We start from the raw sequence: 5,241 nt of genomic DNA, 5'->3' as shown, positions 1-5,241 counted from the left end.
TTTTTTGGTCAATTTTAATGACAAATTAATTTTTTTGTTGATTTCATAAATTATTAAAATACTTGTTTTAATATGTGTAATAAAAAACTATTTTTGCGCTCATTATATTCTTAAATAAATAATTATGCACATAAAATTACTAATTACAAATTGTTCTACAAATATCAGGAAGCAGTTGCTGCTTTTCCTCATGTTGTTAATTGCGGGAACTGCTTGGGGGCAAAAAAGCATCACCGCGGTTAACACACCAATCACGGAAAATTTTACTATGGGCAACTCTGCAGCTGCTCCACTCCCAATCGGCTTTAGAGTGAATACGGCCCCAAACTGGACTACAGGAACTTCTGTGACTACACTTGCCGCTGGGACAACTGGTACTGGCGCAGTTACCGGAAGTTCTGGTGGCGGAACGTATAATTTTGCTGACGGTGTAACGGCAACTTCTACTGACAGGGCTTTAGGTTTTTTAACAAGTGGTAACTTTACCAGTCCAAGATATATTGTTTTTGCCTTTATTAATAATACAGGATCTACTGTGTCTGCGATAGATGTGTCCTTTAATTACGAAAAATACCGTAATGGGACAAGAGCTTTCGACTGGGCTTTTTTTCATGGCGGTACAGCAGGTAATGTTGCAACTGCAGCTGCAACTGGGGATCAGGCATTTCCCGCAGATGTAAATTCAAACGCAGTTAATCCTGCAGCTTCAATTGCGAAAACAATTGCCATTACAGGATTAAATATTGTAAATGGTGCTACATATTATTTATGCTGGTCTAAAACAGGAGTTGGTGGATCATCCAACGGTCAGGCGATTGGAATAGATAATTTTTCTATAACTGCAAAAGCCGCTTGCGCCGCTCCAACAGTTTCAGCAACCACTTCTGTTGCCAATAATGCTACGACAGGCGCTGATCTATCTGGTACCGTTACTGCTATTGGTGGTGCTACTGTCAAAGAAGTAGGCTTTAATTATAGTACAGCTTCTGATCTTACAGGTGTAGTTACTTCTAATACAACAGGGCTTGCAGTTTCTGCAGTGCCTTATCCATTTTCTAAAACTTTATCAGGTTTAGCTGCCAATACACTGTACTATTACAGAGCGTATGCAATCAACAGCTGTTCATCACCACAAACAAGCTATTCCCATACAACGGGTTATCCTAGTTTTGCAACAGTGTCTTTGGCGCCAACGCCTTCAGTAGCAGACAATATCCAGGAAACTTCTTTCAGAGCCAACTGGACAGCGCCCACCGGGCAGGGTTCTGTAGCCTATACCTATCATTTGCAGATAGATGACAATATTGATTTTTCTTCACCCATTTATAATGATGAAACAGTAGCAACGACTCATTTTACGCAAGGCTCATTAACAGGCAATACAACTTATTATTACAGGATACGTATCAAGAATGCTGGCGGATATTCTGCGTGGTCGGGCACACAAACGGTTACTACAACAGCTAACAGTACACCAGTGGTGACTGCGTCTTCTTTTACAGGTACTGTCAATGTCAGTTTTTCACAAAACATCATTGCGACCAATGTGCCGGATAGTTATGCGATCGTTGCAGGTCATAGTCTGCCTTCGGGTTTGAGTTTGAACACCGCAACAGGAGCCATTACAGGAACGCCAACTACTGCAGGATCTTTCACCACGAATGTTACCGCTACCAAGGACGCTAGCACCAGTACGCCAACAGCTATTTCTTTTACGATTGAAAAAGGTACTCAGACTATTTCCGGATTGGCTGCTACACAAACAAAAGCATATGGCGACGCAGATTATACTTTGTCTGCAACAGCATCATCTGGCTTAGCGGTGACTTATACAAGCTCAAATACCGCAGTAGCTACAATTACGGGAAACACGGTGACCATAACGGGTGCCGGGACTTCTACCATTACAGCACATCAGGTGGGTAATACTAATTATAACGAAGCCGCGGATGTGACCAAGGCCTTGACCATTAGCAAGAAGCAATTATCAATTACCGGTTTGGCAGCGCAAGATAAAGTCTATGATCAGACTACTTCCGTCGTTGTAACAGATATGCCTGTCTATTCGGGATTGGTAAACGGAGATTCTTTTTCTGTGTCAGGTACTGTGACGTGGGCATTTCCTGATAAAAATGTAGGTGCCGGAAAAACGTTGGTGCCAACTGGGAATTATAATTCACCATCAGCTAATTATACCGTTTTGCAGCCAACACTTCAGGCGGCTATTACTAAAAAAGATATCACCATCACTGCTATTACTGCTGAGGATAAAGCGTATGATGGAACGGTAACCGCCGCATTTTCCAACGTGAGTTCCACAAGCGTCTTTGCTGGTGATACAGTTACCTTTGCAGTATCAGGTAGTTTTTCTGATGCCAATGCAGGGCTAGACAAGTCTGTGACTATTGTGGCTATAAATCTCTTAGGTACAGATGGTGGAAATTACAACATCGCTCACTTTCCAACAGGATTGACAGCGGATATAACAAAGATTAACCAAACCATTACATTCAACACTGTGCCAACTGTCAACGTTGGCGGAACAGTGAATCTGGTGACTTATGCCACGACAACATCGGGATTAGCATTGTCTTACAACAGTTCTGTTCCTGCAGTGGCAAGCATTTCTGGTGCAACGCTTACTGGTAATAATAGTGGAAGTACTATCGTTACTGTATCGCAAGTTGGGGATACCAATTACAATGAGGCAACAAGCGTTCAGCAAACCGTAAATGTGGTAGAGATGCCTGTAGCTTTGGCGCAATGGAACTTTTTTGGATTAAGTAATGTTGCAACAGCTAGTGCAACAACGAAAGCTTCAGAATTGGCAAATAATCCCATACTGAGTAGAGGAGCTGGTGCACCTGCAAGTGCTGGTGGTAATTCTTTCCGTACGGATGGATTTAAAAATGATGCCATATCTGTCACAAATACTGACTATTTTCAAACAAGTTTTACGGCTTCTCAAAAAATTATGTCTCTAACCGCAATTGATGCCATTGTAACTGGAAGTGCGGCATTTGCTGTTGATCCAGGTGTTGCTTCTCAGTTTGCTTATAGTTTTGATAATAGCAATTATACTTTGATTAATATTCCTGAAACAATTATTGGTACAAATAAAAAATTAAGTTTTAATGTAAGTAATGTTGCTGCTTTACAAGATATACAACCAAACACTACGGTTTATTTTAGATTTTATGCAAAAGGTCAAAGCACCACTGGTACATTTGGTTTTTATTCTGAAAATGCTAATGCAGACAAAAACGGTTTAGAATTCAAAGGAAGGTTCAAACCTACTTCTGTTACTTGGGATGGATCAGCTTGGTCTAATTTGAATGGGCCGGTTAAATCTCAGAATGCAGTCATTGATGGCGCTTATACTCAAACCGCTACAAGTAACCCGATTGAAGTGAACAATCTTAATATTACAAATAACGGTAGTTTAACAATCCTGGCCAACCAAGGTATTACGGTGAATGGTGATATTACAATGCCAGACAATAAAATCACCATAGAGAGTGACGGAAGTCTTGTGCAGACCAAAATCACAGATGGCAACAGTGCGAAAAAAATTATTGCGAAAAGAAAAGTCAACATGAAAGTGTCTGATTATACCTACTGGAGTTCTCCGGTGGCAGATCAGGTTTTGCTGAACACTGTGAATCCAAATGCAGCCAATAGTTCTGGTGGGTTTTCTCAGGGATCTCCTAACAACAGAACTTATCAGTACAATGAGGTCAATGATACTTTCAAAGCGACTTTGGATGCCATATTCCTTCCGGCGAAAGGCTATGCGATAAAAGGTAAATCAACTTATGGTACTGCGTTTACACCAGATGAGTTGCTTTTCAGTGGTAATTTGCACAATGGTGATTATTCGATCCAAGTTCAAAAATCTAAGAATACCAAGGTCAATGGTATTTCTACTGAGCACGGCTATAATTTGGTCGGGAACCCATATCCGTCCAACATCGATTTTGATAAATTACACGATCTGGATAACGGAACCGGTATCAAAAATAGTGCGGTGATTTTAGGTAAGGCTTGGTTCTGGACCAATATTCCCGGTGCACCAGCAACGCAGGCTGGTTCTGCTTATGTTTCTAATAACTATGCGACCTATTCTTTGGCTGGTGGCGCTCCTGCAACTGGTGCAGATGATGTTGAATCGCCAATTCCTACAAAATTTATAAAAGTAGCACAAGGTTTTATTGTTCAGATGAGAACAGCGGCGCCAACGGGCAATACCCCGGATTTTGGAATTTTGAAATTTGATAACAGTATCAGATCAAACGACAGCTCCAGTTATTTCTACAATAATAACAAGAATGCAGAAAGTCAGCTCAACCGTTACTGGGTGAAGCTGGTGTCACCCAACAATGTGGTCAATACAATTCTTTTGGCCCATATCGAGGGTGCTACAAATGGTTATGATCCAGATTATGATTCCGAATTGCTAACAGTAGCTGATGATTCTTTCTACTCAAAACTGACCACGCAGAAACTTCAGATCCAGGCGAGAAACAACCCATTGTTTAGCGGCGATGTGATTCAGCTAGGGACCAAATATTCTGTAAACGGGGTATATAAAATCAAGTTAGGTAATAAAGAAGGCGTTTTCAAAACAGATCAGAAAATATACCTGGTAGACAAACTTACCAATACCTACACAGACATCACCACTCAAGAATATGCTTTCTCGGCAAACAAAGGAATCGATGAAGGTCGTTTCGAAATTGTTTATCAAGAAAAGCTGGTTTTGGGAACAGACTCTAGCAAAAAAACTGACTTCGAAGTTTACAGAGATGGTACAGATTACGTGATGGCCTCATCAAAAGTTTTAGGAGAAATACGGGTTTATGATGCCGCTGGACGATTTGTTATCAGTCAGAAAACGACAAGTAAATCAACCAGACTGGATGTCTCTTCGTTGGTCAATGGTATCTATATCATTAAAGCTGAAAATTCCGGAGACTTTAAAACGAAGAAGATGATTAAGTAATTTTTTTTTACATTGCTCTTATAAAAAGGTACTTTAGGTGCTAGTCATGGTCGGAAGAAAATTCCGACCATTTTTTATGTTTTAAAGACTTTAGCAGGATCTCCGCCTGCGAAAACAATCAGAATAGCTGTAATCATGTCTCGAAGCTCCATTGCAATGCGTCTTTTGGAAGTTTTATAACTCAATTCGTTTGCTTTTTTATAGATCAAAAGTAACATTGATGCAATCATCGTCATGTA

General features: G+C 40.5%; 1 protein-coding gene. It reads left to right on the top strand.

Annotated elements, in window-relative coordinates:
- Positions 1-124 precede the first annotated feature (124 nt).
- Positions 125-5,002: a YDG domain-containing protein gene (locus tag F564_RS0117255; protein WP_084406833.1), complete on the top strand. Its 4,878-nt coding sequence runs from the start codon at positions 125-127 to the stop codon at positions 5,000-5,002.
- Positions 5,003-5,241: the final 239 nt, after the last annotated feature.

Source organism: Epilithonimonas tenax DSM 16811 (assembly GCF_000428485.1).
GTDB classification, from domain to species: domain Bacteria; phylum Bacteroidota; class Bacteroidia; order Flavobacteriales; family Weeksellaceae; genus Epilithonimonas; species Epilithonimonas tenax.
This window is presented reverse-complemented; position numbering and strand designations above follow the sequence as displayed.